This window comes from Halorubrum lacusprofundi ATCC 49239, from assembly GCF_000022205.1.
GTDB lineage: Archaea > Halobacteriota > Halobacteria > Halobacteriales > Haloferacaceae > Halorubrum > Halorubrum lacusprofundi.
The window spans coordinates 690,452-707,251 of record NC_012029.1 but is presented as its reverse complement, the minus strand read 5'-3'; the positions used below and the strand labels follow the sequence as shown (position 1 = coordinate 707,251).

The following is a 16,800-nucleotide window of genomic DNA, read 5'->3' as shown; positions in this document are numbered from 1 at the left end:
GGGTCCACCCGCTCCCACACCGTACCCGATCCCGTTTCTCGGCACCGGACCCTCGTCTGGTAGCGATTGATCCGTTCCCGGAGCGAAGCGCAAGGACGAAACCCTCGGATCCCGAACCGACGGTCGAATGTTCCCCCGCGAGTACCGCGGCGTCGCCTTCGTTGTGGGCCTGTTCCTCGTCGTTCAGTTGGGCGCGTTAGCGCTGGTACCGGAGTTCGCTGAAAGCGGCTATCAGGCAGTTGATAACCCGGATAACCCGACGAACAGCCTCCTGTATATCGCCGCGATCATCGCCATGACGGGGCTGATGCTCGCGGCGTTCCGCTACGACCTCGATCAAGGGATCCGGCTGCTGATCGTCGGCGTCTCCGCGTGGCTCTCGTGGTACGTCTTCTCTGCGGTCGTTTCGCAGCTCGCGGCCGCCGTGCCCGCGATCGCAGTCGGAGTCGCCCTGCTCGTGTACCCCGAGTGGTACGTGATCGACACCGCCGGGGTGTTGATGGGCGCGGGCGCGGCAGGGCTGTTCGGCATCTCGTTCGGGCTGTTGCCTGCCCTCCTGCTGTTGGCTTTCCTGGCGGTGTACGACGCGATCTCGGTGTACGGCACCGAGCACATGCTGTCGCTCGCGGAGGGCGTGATGGACCTGAACATCCCCGTGGTGCTCGTGATTCCGCTGTCGCTTTCGTACTCGCTTCTGGGGGAGCAGTCGGAGTCGGAGGGCGATGATACCGACGGCGACTCCGCGATCGACGACGGCGACCCTGATGCCAACTCGGACGACCTCGACAATCCCGACGAATCCGCAGACGAGGGCGCCGACGTCTCGGAACCGACCGACATCGAGGACCGCGACGCGTTCTTCATCGGGCTCGGCGACGCCGTGATCCCGACCGTGCTCGTGGCGAGCGCGGCGACGTTCTCGCCGGCCGCGGCCCTCGACATGCCGTTGATCGGGATCAACCTCCCCGCGCTGCTCGCGATGGTCGGCAGCCTCGCGGGGCTGTTGGTCCTGATGAGCTGGGTGATCAAGGGACGGCCGCACGCCGGGCTCCCGCTTTTAAATGGCGGCGCGATCGGCGGCTACCTGATCGGCTCCGTCGTCGCCGGGGTCCCGCTGATCGAGGCGGTCGGGCTGGCCGGGTTCTTATAGGTCAAATCGGGTGTCGCTATCGGCTTTTTATACGTAGTCGGCGACTCCACGGTGACGATCTCCAAAGCCCCAGCCGCTCGGTACTACGTGATCGATGACTCGCCAGCGGACACCTCCAAAGCCCCAGCCGCGACGACTCGCGCGCTTTGCTGCGCTCCTCGCTCGCGTTGCTCGCTGCGGTGCTTGCTGCAGCGTGCTTCGTCCTCGCGACTGCCCCTTTGAGTCCCACCCCGCACCGCAACCGCACAGCCTCACGCCTCCCCAGCCTCGCGGCTCCCTTCGTCGCCGGCGCTTCGCGCCCGATGGGCGCGAAGAGGCACGCAGGGCGAGAGCGAAGCTCTCGCTTGCAGCCGGCGGCAAAGCCGCCGGCGACGCCACCGCACCGCCCTTATAAACCGCCGCCGCGCCCTACTCGCCCGCGCCGTCGCGCTCGACGGCTATCCCGAGGTCGGCCATCGCATCGAAGAAGTTCGGGAAGGAGACGTCGACGTGCTCGCCGCCGCGGATCGTCGTGGTGCCCTCGGCGACGAGCGCGGCCACGGCGAGCGCCATCACGATCCGGTGGTCGGCGCGCCCGTCGACGCTCGCGCCCCGGAGGTCGCTCTCGGAACCGTGGACCGTCAGCGTGTCCGGCTCTTCGGTCGTCTTTGCGCCCAACTTCTCCAGCTCCTCGGCCATCGCCGAGACGCGATCCGTCTCCTTGTACCGGACGTGCTCGCAGTTCATGATTCGGGTGTCGCCGTCGGCGACCGCGCCGAGCGCGGCGATCGTGGGGAGCAGATCGGGCGTGTCACCCACGTCGACCTCGACGCCCGACAGCTCGGAGCGCCGGACGGTGATGACGCCGGCCTCGCGGTCCCACTCGATGTCGGCGCCCATGCGCTCGACGATTTCCACGATCGCGGAGTCGCCCTGCGCGCTCGGCACGGCGCCCTCGATCCGAACCGGCTCTCCCGGCTCGGCGGCGACCGCGCCGGCGGCGACCAGGTACGAGATCGAGGAGAAGTCGCCGGGAACGGTGTAGCTCCCGCCCGCGGGCGCGTACGACTGTCCACCGTCGACGACGAAGCCCGCCGCACCGGCCGCGCCGTCGAGCGCGTCGCCACCGTCGCCGACCGGCGTGGCCTCGATCCCGAAATCGTCGAGTAGTTCGAGCGTGATATCGACGTACGGGGCCGATTTGAGGGGCGTCGTCAGGTCGATTTCGACGCCCTCCTCGGTGACCGCGCCGGCCATCAACAGGGCGGTGACATACTGCGAGGACACGTTGCCGGGGATCGCGACTTCGCCGCCCGCGAGCGGTCCGCTCACGACGAGCGGCGCCTGTCCGTTCCCGCGGGTCGACTCCGCGCGCACGCCGAGGTCACCGAGCGCCTCCAGAAGGGGTCCCTGCGGGCGCGAGCGGAGGGATTCGTCCCCCGTCAACACCGTGGTCCCGTCCGCGAGCGCGGCCGCGGCGGTGACGAGCCGCATCGTCGTCCCGGAGTTCGCGCAGTCGATCACGTCGTCGGGAACGGCGGGTCGGCCATCGAATCCGTCGACGACGAGCGCGTCGGCGTCGTCGAAACGCTCTCCGGATTCCGGCTCGACCGCGCCGCCGAAGGCGGTCACGGCCCGGGCGGTCGCCTTCGTGTCGGCCGAGACGAGCGGGGAGCGCACGGTCGCGCCGTCGCTGTACCCCGCGGCCAGCAGCGCGCGGTGGGTGTAGCTCTTCGAGGGCGGCGCGCGAGTGGTACCCCGCACGGTCGAACTGGTGACGTTGACGTCCATACGTCCCCTGCCGTCCGCGACGACAAGTGGGTACCGGCCGCGGCACGATTCTGCGGGCGAGTTCGACGACGCGGCTTGGCGGGCGGATCCGCCGGCGGATCGCGACCCGGGCGCTCGCCGGACCCCGCCGGCGTACCCTTTATACCATCGGGAGCGCTACCGTCGCGTATGCCCCAGTGTGAGATGTGTGGCGCCGACGAGGCCTCGCTGACGACGACGAAGGTCGAAGGCGCCGAACTGGAGCTGTGTAGCTCGTGTACGGACTTCGGTACCGAGGTCCGCGACGAGTCCACCGGCTCCGGCGGCAGCAAGTACTCCACGAGTTCGAGTAGCGGGACGTCCTCCGGGTCGTCATCCGGCTCCTCGGGCGGATCGTCCGGATCGTCGGGTGGCTCGACGCGTCCGCGCGACATGTTCGACAACATGGACGAGATCGCCACCGACTACGACGACCGGATCCGCAACGCCCGCGAGTCCCGCGGGCTCAGCCAGGAAGAGCTGGCCGACCAGCTCAACGAGAAGGCGAGCCTCATCCGTAAGCTGGAGCGCGGCGACACGCTTCCCACCGACGATATCCAGCGGAAACTGGAGAGCGAACTCGACATCACTCTCGTCGAGGGCGAGTCGGCCGACGACGCCGACTGGGACAGCGGCGACGCCGGGACGATGACGCTCGGCGACGTGGTCAAGCGGAAAGACTGACCCGACAGAACCGCCGGAATCTCTCCCGTTCTCCTCCTGCTCTCGGTTGCCGTCGTTTCTTCTTCAACGTCACCCTGTCAGCGCCGTCCGGCGCTTCTCCACATCCCGACGAGCAGGACCGCGATCACCCCGAAGGCGACGAGCGAGAGGTTCGGGATCGTGAGCCCGAGCCCCGGGCTCTGCCACAGAACGGTCGCACACGGGCCACCAAGCGTACACTCCGTCATCGTCGCTTGAAGGTACGAGTGGTAGGCGGCGAGACTGAGCCCGAGCCCCACGAGCGGGAGCGCAGTCCGGAGGACCGCCGGTCGCTTCTCGACCGTCGCGACGCTGAACACCACGACGAGCGGGTACATGAGGATCCGCTGGTACCAACACAGATCACAGGGGGTGAGTCCGAGCCCGAGGCTGAACCAGAGACTCCCCGCGGTCGCGATCGTTGCGACGACTGTCGCAGCCGACAGCCAAACGGTCGTCTCCGAGGGCCGGGCTGTCACACTATCGCCCCACCGCCGTCCGTCTGTTCCGATCCGCCGTATCGCTCCCTCAGGTAGTCGATGATGTAATCGACCGTCTCGGGGTCGTAGCTCCAGAATCCGTAGAACTCGCCCGGCGCGCGTTCCTCGGCGAGCAGCGCGCACTTCGCGTCGTCGTACCCGCCGCCGTCGTACGCGACAAACCACGTTTCCCGAATTTCGGCGGTCTCGCCGACGTGAACGGTGTAGTGTTCAACATCGGGCGCATTGCCCTCGTCCGCGGCGTACGCGTGCACGTCGAGCCGCTCCTTCTCGCCGAGTAGGTCATAGGTGTCCGCTTCGCCGGTGAGCACGTCGAGCGTCTGGAACCCGGCGTGAAGCTCGCCGTTGCCGACTCGCCACGCGCGGTCCTCGATCTCGCGAGACGCGGCCACCATGTCTGCCCGCGAGTAGGAGGTAAACATCGTCTCGTCGAGGTGGTCCAACACCGGTTCCCCGACGCGCCCGCCGCTTGACGCTCCGTCTTCGGACGATCGGACTCCTGACCCACCGTCTCCCGACTCTCCGTCTCCGACCCCGCCCGGTCGCGGCAGTAGCTCGTCGACGGTCACGGCCGTGACGAATTCTTCGTCGCGCGCGAGCACGGCGAACGCCTCCGGACCGGCCGCGGTCCGTTCTTCGACGATCCGAACGTTGCGGTCGGCGAAGTGTTCCCGGAGCGCCTCAGCGTCCTCCTGATCGGCGTTAAAGACGGTCAACGTGGCCTCGTGAGCTTCCACGCCCGCGATGAGCTCGATGAGGGACATCCCTTATCGGGACCACAGTAGCGGGGTATAAGGTCGTTTCTGCTCTCAGCGGATCGTCGACGAAGCATGAAGCTATTTGCGCCGCGGACACCGAGTGTGGGTATGTTCATTCTGGTGAACCTCAAGGCGTACCCGTGCGACCCGATCGAAGTCGCGACCGCTGCCCGCGACGTCGCCGAAGCGTCCGGCGCCCGGATCGCGGTCTCGCCGCAGGCCGCCGACATCGCCCGCGTTGCCGACACCGGCGTCGAGACGTGGGCCCAGCACGTCTCGCCGAACGCCCACGGCTCTCACACCGGGTCGACGCTCGCCGAGGCCGTCGCCGACAACGGCGCGGAGGGGACCCTTATTAACCACTCCGAGAATCGCCTGAAGCTCGCCGACATCGACGGCTCCGTTCACGCGGCCGAGCGCACCGAACTGGAGACGATCGTCTGCGCGAACAACCCCGCGCAAGTCGGCGCAGCCGCCGCACTCGGTCCCGACGCGGTCGCTGTCGAGCCGCCGGAACTCATCGGCGGCGACGTCTCCGTCTCGACTGCCGACCCGGGGATCGTCGAGGACGCGGTCGCGGCCGCCGAGGCCGTCGATCCCGCCGTCGACGTGTTCTGCGGTGCCGGCGTCTCGACCGGCGACGACGTGGTCGCCGCCGGCGACCTCGGCGCCGCCGGCGTCCTGTTGGCCTCCGGCGTCGCGAAGGCCGACGACCCGAAGGCCGTGCTCGAAGACCTCGTCAGCGGGATCTGAGTGCGCACAGGTGGCGTTTGCGGACTTTCTTCGGCAGTCGACGCCCGACTCGTGGCACCTCGACGGCTGTCGGCTGCTGCGCTTGCGGATCGATATAAAAACATCGGTGAGACGCGTTCACACGATCGCGGAAATCGCATGACTGCGCCGGTATCTACTGCACGCCCGATTCGCGCCGTCTAGTAACCTTTAACCGACACAAGCCGGTACATTTGAGCAAGATGGCGAGCAACAAGATCCTCGGTATCGACCTCGGTACCACCAACTCCGCGTTCGCGGTGATGGAGGGCGACGAGCCCGAGATCATCGCCAATGCGGAAGGCGACCGGACCACTCCCTCGGTCGTCGCATTTGCCGACGACGGCGAGCGACTCGTCGGCAAGCCGGCGAAGAATCAGGCCGTCCAGAACCCCGACCGCACGATCCAGTCGATCAAGCGGCACATGGGTGAGGACGGCTACACCGTCGAGATCGGCGACGAAGAGTACACGCCGGAGCAGGTCTCGGCGATGATCCTCCAGAAGATCAAGCGCGACGCCGAAGAGTATCTCGGCGACGACGTCGAGAAGGCGGTCATCACCGTCCCCGCCTACTTCAACGACAAACAGCGGCAGGCGACCAAAGACGCCGGCGAGATCGCCGGCTTCGAGGTCGAGCGCATCGTCAACGAGCCGACCGCGGCCTCCATGGCGTACGGCCTCGACGACGAGTCCGACCAGACCGTCCTCGTGTACGACCTCGGAGGCGGTACCTTCGACGTATCAGTTCTCGATCTCGGCGGCGGCGTCTACGAGGTCGTCGCCACGAACGGGGACAACGACCTCGGCGGCGACGACTGGGACGAGGCGCTCATCGACCACCTCGCGAAGGAGTTCAAGAACAACCACGGCATCGACCTCCGCGAGGATCGGCAGGCGCTCCAGCGGCTGAAGGACGCTGCCGAGGAGGCGAAAATCGAACTGTCGAGCAAAAAGGAGACGACGGTTAACCTCCCGTTCATCACCGCGACCGACAGCGGCCCGGTCCACCTCGAACAGTCGATCACCCGCGCGACGTTCGAGAATCTCACGTCGGATCTCATCGAACGCACCGTCAACCCGACCGAGCAGGCGCTCTCGGACGCCGACTACTCCAAGTCGGACATCGACGAGGTCATCCTCGTCGGCGGCTCCACCCGGATGCCGCAGGTTCAGGAGCAGGTCGAAGCGCTCGTCGGACAGGAGCCGAAGAAGAACGTCAACCCCGACGAGGCGGTCGCGCTCGGCGCGGCGGTTCAGGGCGGCGTGCTCTCCGGCGACGTCGACGACATCGTCCTGCTGGACGTGACCCCGCTCTCGCTCGGGATTGAGGTGAAGGGCGGCCTCTTCGAGCGGCTCATCGAGAAGAACACCACGATCCCCACGGAGGAGTCGAAGGTGTTCACGACGGCCGCGGACAACCAGACCTCCGTCAACGTCCGCGTCTTCCAGGGCGAACGCGAGATCGCCGAGGAGAACGAGCTGCTCGGCGCGTTCCAGCTCTCCGGCATCCCGCCGGCGCCCGCCGGAACCCCCCAGATCGAGGTCTCCTTCAACATCGACGAGAACGGTATCGTCAACGTGGAGGCCGAGGATCAGGGCTCGGGCAACGCCGAGTCGATCACCATCGAGGGCGGTGTCGGCCTCTCCGACGAGGAGATCGATCAGATGCAGGAGGAAGCCGAAAAGCACAAAGAGGAGGATGAGGCCCGCCGCGAGCGGATCGAGGCCCGCAACGAGGCCGAGACGTCGATCCAGCGCGCCGAGACCCTCTTAGAGGAGAACGAGGAGGAGCTCGACGACGACGAGCTCGTCGCCGACATCGAGGCGGCCATCGAGGACGTCGAGGAGGTCCTCGAAGACGAGGACGCCGACACCGACGAGATCGAGTCTGCCACCGAAGCACTCACCGAGGAGCTGCAGGAGATCGGCAAACAGATGTACGAAGGACAGGCTGCACAGGCCGGTCCGGGCGGCGCGGGCGGTGCTGCCGGCGCCGGTCCCGGCGGAATGGGCGGCATGGGCGGCGCAGCCGGCCCCGGCGGTGCAGGCGGTGCGGGCCCCGGCGGTGCGGACGCCGACGACGAGGAGTACGTCGACGCCGACTTCGAGGACGTCGACGACGAAGACGACGCGTAACGCCGGTTCATCGGTCCCCGGATCAACATTCACAACCAATTTCACCGTAACGCATGAGCGATAACTTCTACGACGTCCTCGGGGTATCGCGGGACGCCAGCGAGGAGGAGATCAAGAAGGCGTACCGCAAGCAGGCCGCCGAACACCACCCGGACGTCAGCGACGACGACGACGCCGAGGAGCGGTTCAAGGCGATCCAGAAGGCCAAGGAGGTGCTCACCGACGAGCAGAAGCGACAGCAGTACGACCAGTTGGGTCACGACCGCTTCACCGAGGCCGACAAGCGCGGCGCGACCGGCGGGGGCGGCCCCGGCGGCGCCGGTGGTCCCTTCGGCGGCGCGGGGGGTGCCGGCGGCGCCGGCGGCTTCGAGGACATCTTCAACCAATTCTTCGGCGGTGGCGGCGGCCGCGGCGGTGGCGGCGGCAACCGACCGCGTCAGGGACAGGACCTCCGCACCGGGCTCACGATCGACTTAGAGGAGGCGTTCGAGGGCGCGACCAAGGAGGTCACACTCACGCGACCGACCCAATGCGACACCTGCGACGGCGCGGGCCACCCGCCCGACGCCGACGTGGAGACCTGTTCGCAGTGTAACGGGCGCGGACAGGTCCAGCAGGTCCAGCAGACGCCGCTCGGCCGCGTCCAGCAGACCTCGACGTGTCCCCGGTGTGAAGGATCTGGCGAGCTGTACAGCGAGGACTGCGCCGACTGCGGCGGCGACGGCGTCGTCCGCGAGGAGGCGACCCTCTCGGTCGAGATTCCGGCGGGGATCCGCTCGGGACAGAGCCTCCGGATGGAACGCGAGGGCGCACCGGGCGAGAATGGCGGCCCCAACGGCGACCTGCTGATCGAGGTCGACGTCGACGTCGGCGACCGGTTCGAGCGCGACGGCGACGACCTCCGGGTGAACGAGGCCGTCTCCTTCCCGCAGGCCGTCTTCGGCGACACGATCGAGGTCGAGACGGTCGACGGCAGCGTCGAGATGGACGTGCCGACCGGGACTCAGAGCGGCGAGACGTTCCGTCTCAAGGGGAAGGGAATGCCCCGCCTGCGCCGGCGCGGGCGCGGCGACCTCTACGTGAAAGTGGGCGTCGTGATTCCCGACTCGCTCAACGAGGAGCAGCGCGAGGCGCTGGAGGCGTTCGCCGAGGCCGGCGGCGAAGACGTCGATGTCGGCGGCGGGTTCTTCAAGAAGCTGAAGAGTTCCTTCTAGCGCCCGATCTCTTCGACCCCTAGCTTTTCTTACACGCGTTGCGTAGCACAGAGTATGGGCTACGACGCGACCGCCTACGACGACGTCGAACCGCGCGCTCCCGGCATGTACTTCCTCCGCGACGCGCTGAACTGCGAGGGGCTCGGAGTCACCGTCGTCGAAGCCGACGACGGCTGGGAGGGGATGGAACACGACCACGCCGAGGACGGTCAAGAGGAGGTGTACGTGCTACTCCACGGCGCGGCAACGCTGACCGTCGACGGTGACACCGTCGAACTCGCCCCCGGCGATGCGGTCCGGGTCGACGCTGACTCTACTCGCGATCTGGCCTTCTCCGCGGACGGCTCGAAGATGGTCATCGCTGGCGCGCCCTGAGCCGCGCTCCGGTTCCCGGCTCTCGGTCGCGACTCCCGAGAACGCCTCCGCGTTTTTAAGTCTCGCCCGCCCCGAGCCCCGCGTATGGACGTCGTCGGCGACTTGCTCGCTCGGGACCGGCGGAGCCGCGACATCGCACTCGTCACGGCCGACGGGCGCGAGCGCACGTATCGCGACCTGATTACCAACGCGTACAAGGCCGCCAACGTGTTGCGCTACCTCGGTGCCCGTGAGGGGTCGACCGTCGCCGTCGAGCCGACGCCGGGGCTCCACACGACGCTCGCCTTTTTAGGCGCCGCTGGGCTCGGCGCTCCGGTCCGGTTCGATCCCGTGGCGGGGATCGAACAGGGCGATCGCGTGGTCCTCGTCGCCGTCGCAGACGAATCGACGACGGAACCGGCGCCCGGGACAAACCTCGCCACCTTCGGCGGGCCGCCGAACCGTCCCGAGACGACCCACTGGGAACAGGAGTTGTGGAGCGAGAACCCGGGGATGCCGCCGAGCACGGTCGGCCCGGCGGATCCGCTCGTTCGCGGCGCCGACGGCGACGTCTCCCACGGCGGTGCGCTCGATGCGGCCGCAACCGTCGTCGACGAGTACGGCGTCGACTCCGAGACGCGGATCGTGTTGCGCACGAGCCTCGCAGATCCGCGCGCGCTCTCCGCCGCCGTGCTCGCGCCGCTGTCCGTGGGCGGAACCACCGTGCTCGCGGACGCCAAAAGCGACGGACACGGCGACGACAGCGCGCGGGGTGACCTCGCGGTGGTCGCGGACGACACGACCGACGCCGTTCCCGAACCGAAGACGATGGCGCTCTCGGAGATCGTCGTCCGCTGACCCGGCGACGGGGCGCGGTCCCGGCGTCAGCCGTCGATCGGACTCGCCGCGACCACATGCTCCGACTCGTGGCGGAGACACGCCGATTCGTGTCCCTCAGCGTGAACGGTTCGCTCCGGAGTCGTCTCCGCGCACGGGGTACTGAACCGATCCGAGAGCAGCTCTGCCGCCTCCTCGTCGTCGCGAGCGAGGAGTCGGTCGATCACCTCCCGGAGGGTATCTTCGATCTCGGGATCGTCGAGCCGTTCACCGATGTCGAACTCTTTGCGGAGCTGTTCTCTCACATCGTTGTCGCTCGCCGCACCCCCCTCGACGACGATGTTCTCCCGGATGCTCTCGACATCGACCTGACCGGCGGCGACGCGATCGCGGAAGTTCAGTATCCCGCGCCAGTCGGACTGGTCGATGTCGATCCCCTCCGGCTGGATGACGCGGTGACACCGCGTGTGGAACCGGCAGCCGCTCGGCGGATTCGTCGGGCTCGGTACCGTGCCGGTGAGTTCGATCCCGCCGACGCTCGACCGCGGATCCGGCGTCGGGATCGACGACAGCAACGCCTCGGTGTAGGGGTGTTGCGGGTCGGCGAAGATCTCGTCGGTCGGCCCGACCTCGACAATTTCACCGAGGTACATCACCGCGACACGGTCACAGATCCGGCGGATCACGGACATATCGTGGCTGATGAACAACATCGAGAGGTCGAACTCCGCTTGGAGGTCGTCGATGAGCGAGAGGATCTCCGCTTGGATCGACACGTCGAGCGCCGAGACGGGCTCGTCGGCGATGATGAGATCCGGGTTCAACACGAGTGCCCGGGCCAGCGCGATCCGCTGTTTCTGGCCGCCGGAGAACTCGTGGGGGTATCGGTCGTAATCCACCGCGGAGAGCCCGACGCGTTCGAGCAGGTCCTCGACGATCGCCCGCCGCCGGTGACGGTCCGACATTCCGTGGATCTCGAGCATCTCCGCGACCGCGCTGCCGACCGTCATCCGCGGGTCGAAGCTCGACGCCGGATCTTGGAAGATCATCTGGGCCCCGCGGCGGAATCGCTTGAGCTCCGCGTCGGAAAACTTGGTCACGTCGTTCGGGTGGGTGCCATCCGGGTTGCGGGTCGCACCGCCCCGGCCGTTTCCGTTGAACACGACCTCGCCGGCAGTCGGCTCCTCCAAGCGGATGACGGAACTCGCGGCGGTTGACTTCCCGCAGCCGGACTCGCCGACCAGCCCCAGCGTCTCGCCGGACGCGATGTCGAAGCTGATCCCGTCGACCGCCTTCGCGGCGCCGACCTGCCGGTTGAAGATCCCCTTCCGGAGCGGATAGTGTTTCTTCAGATCCCGGACCGAGAGTATCGGCTCGTCAGTCATCTGCCGAGCTCACCTCGTTCGAGCCCTGCTCGGCGCCCGGGGTGTTCTCGCGGAGCATGGACGGATCGCGACCGTCGCGGTAGTGGATACAGGAGACTCGCTGACTGGGACTCACCTCACACTCCTCGGGCTGTCCGCCGGTCCGACACGCCTGCTCCGCGTACGAACACCGCGGCGCGAACCGACAGCCATCCGGCGGGTCGTGTGGGCTCGGCAGCGTGCCGGGTATCCCGCCCTCGTTCCCGCCGATCTCCGGGACGCAGTTCAGCAGCTGCTGGGTGTACGGGTGCGCCGGATGCTCGAAGATGTCGAGCACCCCACCGCGCTCCATCACCTTCCCGGCGTACATCACCACGATTCGGTCGGCGATCTGCGCGACCACTCCGAGATCGTGGGTCACAAAGAGGATCCCCATGTCGAACTCGTCTTGGAGCTCGTCGAGCAGCTTGAGTATCTGCGCTTGCACCGTCACGTCGAGCGCCGTCGTCGGCTCGTCGGCGATCAGCAGGTCGGGATCGCCCACGAGCGCCATCGCGATCATCACGCGCTGTTTCTGGCCGCCGGAGAACTCGTGGGGATAATCGTCGAAGCGTGCGCTCGCGTTGGCGATCCCGACCCGGTCGAGTAGGTCGACGGCCCGTGCCCGCGCCGCTTCGTCCGAAACGTCTTGGTGGATCTGGAGCGCCTCGGCGATCTGCCACCCCACGGTGTAACAGTGGTTCATCGCCTCCTGTGGGTTCTGGAAGATGTGCGCGATCCCGTTTCCGCGGATCTGACGGAGCTCTTCGTCGGACATCGCCATCAGGTCGCGACCCTTGAACCGGACCGTTCCCTCGACGCGGCCCGGCGGCTCCTTGACGATCCGTGTGATCGACTCGGTCGCGACGGTCTTTCCGGAGCCCGACTCCCCGACGATACAGACGGTCTCCCCCTCGTCGACGACGAAGTCGACGCCGTCGACGGCCGTGAGGTCTCCGTTGTCGGTGCTGAACGTCGTCGTGAGGTCTTCGACCTCGAGCAGTGGGGTAGACATTATGCGCTCTCCGCCTCCGCTTCGGGGTTTAAGGCGTCTAGCAGCGCGTCACCGAGGAAGTTGAACGCCAGAATGGTCAAGAACAGCACGATACCGGGCACCAAGACGATCCACGGCGCGAACGAGAGATCGCTCCGGCCGGCCGAGATGAGCTGGCCCCACGAGGGGATCGTGGAATCGCCGAGCCCGAGGAACGCGAGCTGCGCCTCGGCGAGCAGGAATCCCGGAATGAGCAGCGTGAGCTGCGTGATGATGCTGCTGGCCGCGTTTGGAACGACGTGGCGTCTCACGACGCGATAGGTGCTCGCGCCGCTGATCCGGTTCGCCTTGATGAACTCCTCTTCGGAGATCGACAGCGACTTGCTGCGGACGTACCGCGCGGTGCCGCCCCACGCGAACGCCGCGAAGACGAGGATGAACATCCCGAGCCCGGCGCCGTAGATGTAGAGGATGAGCAGGAACATCAAAAGCGTCGGGAACGAGAGCACGATGTCGACGAACCGCATCATCAACTCGTCGGCCCAGCCGCCGGCGTACGCGCTGACCGTCCCGAAGGTGATGCCGATCGAGGCCACGATCGTCGTCGTGATGAAGCCGATCTGCATGCTGATCGTCATCCCGTGAACGATCCCCGCGAAGATATCTTTCCCGCCGGCCGTCGTGCCGAGGGGGTGTTGCCACGTCCCGTGACACTGGCCGGTAGCTATCTCGCCGACGCACGTCGAGACGTACGACTGATCGATCGAGAGGAAGACGGGGGGCTGGTAGCCGGTGAGGATGCTCTGTTCGGGTGCACTGATGAAGAACGGCCCGACGATCCCTCCGACGAACACGATCGCGAGCCAGCCGAGGCTCACGACCGCCGGCCGGTTGCGCTTGAACTCTCGCCAGTAGTACTTCGTCCGCCGCGGGTTCTGGAACAGCGGCAAGACGATGTAGAACGCGAACAGCAGCAACGTGAAGATGAACAGGTAATCGACGGTCCCAATGTCCCATTCCAGACCGATGGGCTCGAGCGTCGGCGTCCGTTCGTCGAGGATCTGCCAGTCAGACAGCGCGACCAACAGGAGCGGAACCGCAGTGGCGAGCATGCCGATGCTGTTGATCGACAGGTCGAACCACCGCGACCGTGAGATGTTGTTCCAGTCGACCTGATCGAATCGTTCCGGTTTCTGTGTTGCCATGTCTGTGTCCTCAAGTTATCTGTCGTCGAAGCTGATCCGCGGATCGAGCACCGTGAACACGAGGTCCTCCAAGAGGTTCCCGATCACGGCGATAAACGTGAACGCCAGCGTCGAGCCCAACAGGAGGTTCGTGTCCTGCGCGATCAGTGCGTTGTACGTCACTCGGCCGATCCCGGGGATGCCGAACACGACCTCTACGAGCAGCGACGACCCGAGGAACAGCGCCAGCAGCTGTCCGACGAGGGTCGTCGACAGCGGCACGAGCGTCGGCCGCATGACGTGGTACGCGTACGCGCGCAGCGGCGAGACGCCCTTGGCCTTCGCCGTCTTCATGAACTCGGCGTTCTGGAACTCCGCCGACTCGTTGCGCGACACGCGCATGACCGCGCCGATCGATCCGGTGACCAGCACGAACACCGGTACCGACAGCTGCACGGCGTTCTGTACGCTGAACACCGACACGTCCGTGTTGTACACGATCGGGATAACCTCCAGCCAGACGCCGAAGATCAAAAGCAGGATGATCCCGAAAAAGAAGTTCGGGATGGCGTACCCGAAGAACGCGAACCCGGTCGCGGCGTGGTCCTTCCAAGAGTACATGTTCGCCGCGGAGTAGACGCCGACTACCGGACCGATCAGGACCGTCAGAATCGTCCACGGCACGGAGTACTGTGCGGTGTAGTAGAGCCCCTCGCCCAGCGCCTGCGTCACGGGCTGACTTCGGCTCCGAGACCAGCCCCAGTCGAGCGTGTAGACGCCTTCGATGAAGTCCATGTACCGAACGTACAGAGGCTGATCGAGCCCGCGGAGTTCGCGCGCTCGCTCGGCGGCCGCGGCCGGGTCGCCGCCCTGTAGCGCGGCCTGCGTCGCCGCCTCTTGGACCGCCGGATTCGGCGCGGCGGAGACGAGGAAGAACGTGATCGTCGTGATGATGAGCGATACCACTCCGGCCCAGAGAACGCGAGCGGTAACGTATCTTCCAAATCCCATGTGATATGTGTGATAACGTGAGAGAGGCGACAGTGGACGCTACTCGTCGCCCGGGTAGAACTCGGACCAGCGGGGCTGCCAGGTGAAGTGCGTCGATGCGAGCCCGCGGTAGACGCCATCGATGAGCTGCTGTTTGCTGACCGCCGCCGCCACCGCCTGCCGGAACTCGGTGATCTGAAACAGGTTCCCCGGCCCGCTCTGCCAGCCGTTATCGCGCTGGTTCACGGAGATGATCATGTTGTACGGTGTGGGGATCTTTCGCACAGTCACATTTTCGTCTTCGTCGTACGACTCGAACTGCTCCGGCGGGATCGCCGCGGAGTCGGCCTCCCCGGTCTCTAACGCGCCGAGTCGGGACGCTTGCTCCTCGACGACGCTGATCGAGGCCTCCTCGAACAGCGGCCCCTCAGAGAACAGGTCCGGCCCCTCGTTGATGTCGCGGAGGTAGTACTCGTCGTTACGGGTGTATTGAGTCCCGGAACCGCGATTCCACTCGTCGAGCGTGAACGCGCCGAGATTCCCGGTGAACTGGAGTTCGAGCAGTTCCTCGTCCTGTTCGAGCCCGTCGACGTCCTCCTCCTCAACGTACGGCTCGACGAGGTCGCGCGGGATCGGGTACAGCAGCGGGTCGTACGTCTCGGGCCACAGGAGATTGGCGGTTTCGAGGGTGGCCTGGAACTCGAACTCGCCGGTCTGTTCGACCTCGACGCCGTCCCAGCTGGCCGACGCCGCCGTATTCGCCCACTCGCTCTGGTGGAGCTCCTGAATCAGGTAGACGAAGTCCTCCGCCGTGACCTGTCCGTACGGCTCGCTGAACTGGAGGTTCTCGCGGACCTCGAACGTCCACACCTTGCCGTCCTCGGTGGACATGTCGTACAGGAGCGGGAAGTACTCCTGATTCTCGTCGAAGGTGTACCCCTGATCGAGTGCGCGAGCGATCGCGTTCCCAGCGCCGTTTTCGGTATTGTACAGCGGGTTCAAAGTCGTGAACCCGGCCGACGTGACGGTGTCGTAGGAACCGGAGACGCTCGGGTCGTTGAAGTGCCACGCGGGCAGGTCCCAGCCGTTCGAGAAGTTCTCGATGGGGCCGTTCAGGTCGGGGTTGTAGCCGACCAGATCGTCGCTGAAAAGCAGCGTGATGTACGGCTGCTCTTGGGCGAGGTTCTCGAAGATCTCGACAAACGATTCGCGAAGCTCGTCGCGGCTCGTCGCCTGTCGGGCCTCCTCGAACAGCCCGGTGGCGTCGAACTCGGGGTAGTAGCCAACGGGGTTATAAAAGGAGTTGGGGCCGTCGAAGAACACCTCGTTCGTCAGCGGGTTGAGCGGGTAGGTGTTCAGCCCGAACACGATCGACATGTCCCACGGCTCGTTGCTCGTGACCGACTGCGGGCCGGGGTTCTGCGGCGTCGGGTTCGCCCACTCGACATCCTCGCCGTTGACCGTATCGGTGCCACCCTGCGGCTCGGCGGTCCAGTACTCGTTGTTGAACCGGGTACCATCGATCGCCTCAACGACGACGTTGATGCCGAGATTGTTGCCGAGCTCCTGGGCGATGAATTCGGCGGTGAGCTGTGAGGTCTCCTGTCCCGCGCTGTGATAGATATCGATTTCGACCTGATCGCCCTCGGGGGTGATCAGATCGCCGCCGTCGAAGCTGTAGTCGTACTCGGACTGCTCGAATGCCTGCCGCGCGAGGTTGCGAGCGACTTCCTCGCCGTACAGGTCATCGACGCCGAACTGTGGGAAATTGCCGACTTCAACGCTGTTGCCGCCGTCGCTGCCGTCGCTTCCGTCACTTCCGTCGCTGCCGTCGCTTCCATTTCCGCCGTCGCTGCCGTCGCTTCCGTCTCCGCCGTCCCCCTCGTTTCCGGAACAGCCGGCCAGCGTCGCGACGCCGGCGATGCCGAGTGCGGAGAGCCATTGCCGCCGACCGATGTGGCGGCTGTTGTCGTCGGTTCCGTCAGTGTGTCGACGTAACATACCATCATGCAACAAG

15 protein-coding genes are annotated in these 16,800 nt (G+C 66.4%); 7 read left to right on the top strand and 8 right to left on the bottom strand.

Annotated elements, in window-relative coordinates:
- The first annotated feature begins 127 nt into the window (after positions 1 to 127).
- Positions 128 to 1,150, top strand: coding sequence for a presenilin family intramembrane aspartyl protease PSH (locus HLAC_RS03410; RefSeq protein WP_012659922.1), 1,023 nt, complete (start codon positions 128 to 130; stop codon positions 1,148 to 1,150).
- A 408-nt stretch (positions 1,151 to 1,558) separates the two neighbouring features.
- Here the strand turns inward: HLAC_RS03410 and aroA are convergent, their stop codons facing one another.
- Complete coding sequence (gene aroA / locus HLAC_RS03405; RefSeq protein WP_012659921.1) at positions 1,559 to 2,920, bottom strand: 3-phosphoshikimate 1-carboxyvinyltransferase; 1,362 nt, start codon at positions 2,918 to 2,920, stop codon at positions 1,559 to 1,561.
- A 168-nt stretch (positions 2,921 to 3,088) separates the two neighbouring features.
- Between aroA and HLAC_RS03400 the strand changes: the two genes are divergently transcribed.
- The gene (locus HLAC_RS03400) at positions 3,089 to 3,622 is read left to right on the top strand and encodes a multiprotein bridging factor aMBF1 (protein WP_012659920.1); all 534 of its coding nucleotides are present in this window, start codon (positions 3,089 to 3,091) and stop codon (positions 3,620 to 3,622) included.
- A 77-nt stretch (positions 3,623 to 3,699) separates the two neighbouring features.
- On the opposite strand, the gene HLAC_RS03395 is transcribed toward HLAC_RS03400, so the two are convergent.
- Together HLAC_RS03395 and HLAC_RS03390 are read right to left on the bottom strand one after the other, a co-directional pair.
- Positions 3,700 to 4,119 carry a disulfide bond formation protein B gene (locus HLAC_RS03395; protein WP_012659919.1) on the bottom strand — a complete coding sequence of 140 codons (420 nt, stop codon included), beginning with the start codon at positions 4,117 to 4,119 and terminating at the stop codon, positions 3,700 to 3,702.
- Positions 4,116 to 4,904 carry a DICT sensory domain-containing protein gene (locus HLAC_RS03390; protein WP_012659918.1) on the bottom strand — a complete coding sequence of 263 codons (789 nt, stop codon included), beginning with the start codon at positions 4,902 to 4,904 and terminating at the stop codon, positions 4,116 to 4,118. The genes HLAC_RS03395 and HLAC_RS03390 overlap by 4 nt, the downstream gene beginning before the upstream one ends.
- A 102-nt stretch (positions 4,905 to 5,006) precedes the next feature.
- On the opposite strand from HLAC_RS03390, the gene tpiA reads away from it, so the two are divergent.
- The 5 genes from tpiA (at position 5,007) to HLAC_RS03365 (ending at position 10,233) form a co-directional block, all read left to right on the top strand.
- Positions 5,007 to 5,651: a triose-phosphate isomerase gene (gene tpiA, locus HLAC_RS03385; protein WP_012659917.1), complete on the top strand. Its 645-nt coding sequence runs from the start codon at positions 5,007 to 5,009 to the stop codon at positions 5,649 to 5,651.
- Between the two features lie 221 nt (positions 5,652 to 5,872).
- A complete protein-coding gene (dnaK, locus tag HLAC_RS03380; protein ID WP_012659916.1) occupies positions 5,873 to 7,807 on the top strand; it encodes a molecular chaperone DnaK in 1,935 nt (644 codons plus the stop codon).
- A 53-nt stretch (positions 7,808 to 7,860) separates the two neighbouring features.
- Positions 7,861 to 9,021: a molecular chaperone DnaJ gene (gene dnaJ, locus HLAC_RS03375; protein WP_012659915.1), complete on the top strand. Its 1,161-nt coding sequence runs from the start codon at positions 7,861 to 7,863 to the stop codon at positions 9,019 to 9,021.
- Positions 9,022 to 9,075: 54 nt separating this feature from the next.
- The gene (locus tag HLAC_RS03370; RefSeq protein ID WP_012659914.1) at positions 9,076 to 9,396 is read left to right on the top strand and encodes a cupin domain-containing protein; all 321 of its coding nucleotides are present in this window, start codon (positions 9,076 to 9,078) and stop codon (positions 9,394 to 9,396) included.
- Positions 9,397 to 9,480: 84 nt separating this feature from the next.
- On the top strand, positions 9,481 to 10,233 hold the full coding sequence (locus HLAC_RS03365; RefSeq protein WP_012659913.1) for an acyl-CoA synthetase family protein: 753 nt from the start codon (positions 9,481 to 9,483) through the stop codon (positions 10,231 to 10,233).
- A 26-nt stretch (positions 10,234 to 10,259) separates the two neighbouring features.
- Here HLAC_RS03365 and HLAC_RS03360 read toward each other — a convergent pair whose 3' ends face one another.
- Genes HLAC_RS03360 through HLAC_RS03340 form a run of 5 tightly spaced genes read right to left on the bottom strand, consistent with a single transcriptional unit; the run spans position 10,260 to position 16,784 of the window.
- Entirely contained in the window at positions 10,260 to 11,597 is a 1,338-nt protein-coding gene (locus HLAC_RS03360; protein WP_012659912.1) for an ABC transporter ATP-binding protein, read from the bottom strand.
- Positions 11,590 to 12,630 carry an ABC transporter ATP-binding protein gene (locus HLAC_RS03355; RefSeq protein WP_012659911.1) on the bottom strand — a complete coding sequence of 347 codons (1,041 nt, stop codon included), beginning with the start codon at positions 12,628 to 12,630 and terminating at the stop codon, positions 11,590 to 11,592. The genes HLAC_RS03360 and HLAC_RS03355 overlap by 8 nt, the downstream gene beginning before the upstream one ends.
- Positions 12,630 to 13,814 (bottom strand): ABC transporter permease, encoded by a 1,185-nt coding sequence (locus HLAC_RS03350; RefSeq protein ID WP_012659910.1) that lies wholly within the window; start codon positions 13,812 to 13,814, stop codon positions 12,630 to 12,632. The genes HLAC_RS03355 and HLAC_RS03350 overlap by 1 nt, the downstream gene beginning before the upstream one ends.
- 15 nt (positions 13,815 to 13,829) lie before the next feature.
- Positions 13,830 to 14,804 (bottom strand): ABC transporter permease, encoded by a 975-nt coding sequence (locus tag HLAC_RS03345; RefSeq protein ID WP_012659909.1) that lies wholly within the window; start codon positions 14,802 to 14,804, stop codon positions 13,830 to 13,832.
- 39 nt (positions 14,805 to 14,843) lie between these two features.
- Entirely contained in the window at positions 14,844 to 16,784 is a 1,941-nt protein-coding gene (locus HLAC_RS03340; RefSeq protein WP_012659908.1) for an ABC transporter substrate-binding protein, read from the bottom strand.
- Between the last annotated feature and the right edge of the window lie 16 nt (positions 16,785 to 16,800).